Here is a 1,886-nt window from a genome sequence, read left to right on the forward strand (position 1 = left end):
CGTGGTGGCGCTGGCCCACGCCGGTGATGCCATCGCCACCACGGCGCTGGCGATCCACCGCGACCTGCTCGGCTACAGCTTCGCCAACCTGATCCTGGCCATCGACCCGCACGTGATCGTGCTGGGCGGCGGCCTGTCCAAGCTGGAGCAGCTGTACCACGACCTGCCCGCCGCGATTACCCCCTACCTGTTCCAGGGGGTGCGCGTGCCGCCGATCCTGCCGCCCACCTTCGGCGATGCCGGCGGTGCGCGCGGCGCGGCGCTGCTGGCCCGCCAGCACCACCCTGCCTGCTGATACCCCCTTGTTGCACCGCTTGTTTCCGGAGTTGCCATGTCTGCCATCCAATCGCTGATCGCCGCCCATCGCCAGGGCCACCCCGTGGGCCTGTACAGCGTGTGCTGCAGCAATGAACAGGTGCTGCTGGCGGCCATGCAGGTCGCCCAGCGCTACGACACTCTGCTGCTGATCGAGGCCACCTCCAACCAGGTAGACCAGTTCGGTGGCTACACCGGCATGACCCCGCCGCAGTACCGCGATTACGTGCTGCAACTCGCCCGCGATGCAGGCTTCCAGGCCGAGCGGCTGGTGCTGGGCGGCGACCATCTCGGGCCCAACGCGTGGCAGAAAGGCCCGGCCGAGGTGGCGATGGCCAATGCGCGCACGCTGATCGAGGCGTACGTAGCCGCTGGCTTCCACAAGATCCACCTGGACTGCAGCATGTCCTGCGCCGATGACCCCACCCCGCTGCCCGATGCGGTGGTGGCGGCGCGCTCGGCCGAACTGGCCCGCATCGCCGAACGCACCGCCGCCGCGCACGGGCTGCCGCCGCCGGTGTACGTGATCGGCACCGAAGTACCGATCCCCGGTGGCGAAGCCTCGCTGGACGGTGGCCTGCAGGTCACCACGCCGGCAGCGGCCGCCACCACCCTGGCCATCCACCGCGAGGCGTTTTCCGCCCCGGACCTGCTGCCGGCGTGGGAGCGCGTGATTGCGATGGTGGTGCAGCCCGGCGTCGATTTCGACCACAGCAGCGTGCACTACTACGACCCGTCCGCAGCCCGCGCGTTGTCGGCGTTTGTGGACGCGCAGCCGCGCATCGTGTTCGAAGCGCACTCCACCGACTACCAGACCGAAGCCGGCCTGCATGCGCTGGTGCGCGACCACTTCGCCATCCTCAAGGTGGGCCCGGCCGCCACCTATGCGTTCCGCGAAGCCGTGTTCGCCCTGGCCATGATCGAGGCCGAGCTGCTGCCGGCGGCGCAGTGCTCCAACGTGATCGCCGTGCTCGACCAGTGCATGCGCGACAAGCCGGGCAGCTGGCGCAGCTACTACCAGGGCAATGAACACGAACTGCGGCTGCTGCGCGCCTATTCGCTGAGTGACCGAAGCCGCTATTACTGGGGCGAGCCGGCCGTGGTGGCGGCGCTGGAGACGCTGGTGGCCAACCTGCGCCAGCACGCGCCGCCGCAGATCCTGCTGAGCCAGTTCCTGCCCAACCAGCAGTTGGCCATCGAGGCCGGCGCGCTGACCCACGATCCGTTGGCGCTGATCCAGCACAAGGTGGCCGAACGGCTGGGCGAGTATGCCCGTGCCTGCAATCGCAACCGCGCCGGGGCCGATAACGAAACTTCCCGGGTCACGGAGCTTTCGGAACGGTAAGCTTCGGCTTTCCTTCCGAACGGAATCGCCCCCATGCGCAACACACGCCAGCGTCGCCAACAGATCCTGCAGTTGCTGGTCGAGCACGGCAACGTGCAGGTCAGCGAGCTGGTCGCGCGGTTCGGTGTGTCGGCGGTGACCATCCGCGCCGACCTGACCCACATCGAATCGCAGGGCCTGGCCACGCGCACCCATGGCGGCGCGACCCTGGTGCGCACCCCGCCGC

3 protein-coding genes are annotated in these 1,886 nt (G+C 69.0%); all 3 read left to right on the forward strand.

All coding sequences use genetic code 11. The annotated features are described in order from the left end of the window. Positions 1-295 (forward strand): ROK family protein (locus DBR34_RS22950; protein WP_258223886.1); only part of this gene is annotated, 295 nt, incomplete at its 5' end. Positions 296-331: 36 nt separating this feature from the next. After that, positions 332-1,660, forward strand: coding sequence for a D-tagatose-bisphosphate aldolase, class II, non-catalytic subunit (locus DBR34_RS12620; protein WP_128097049.1), 1,329 nt, complete (start codon positions 332-334; stop codon positions 1,658-1,660). A 33-nt stretch (positions 1,661-1,693) separates the two neighbouring features. Beyond that, a partial coding sequence (locus DBR34_RS22955) for a DeoR family transcriptional regulator (protein WP_258223887.1) occupies positions 1,694-1,886 on the forward strand: 193 nt, incomplete at its 3' end.

The sequence above is a fragment of the Stenotrophomonas sp. HMWF003 genome (assembly GCF_003061285.1).
GTDB lineage: Bacteria > Pseudomonadota > Gammaproteobacteria > Xanthomonadales > Xanthomonadaceae > Stenotrophomonas > Stenotrophomonas maltophilia_AP.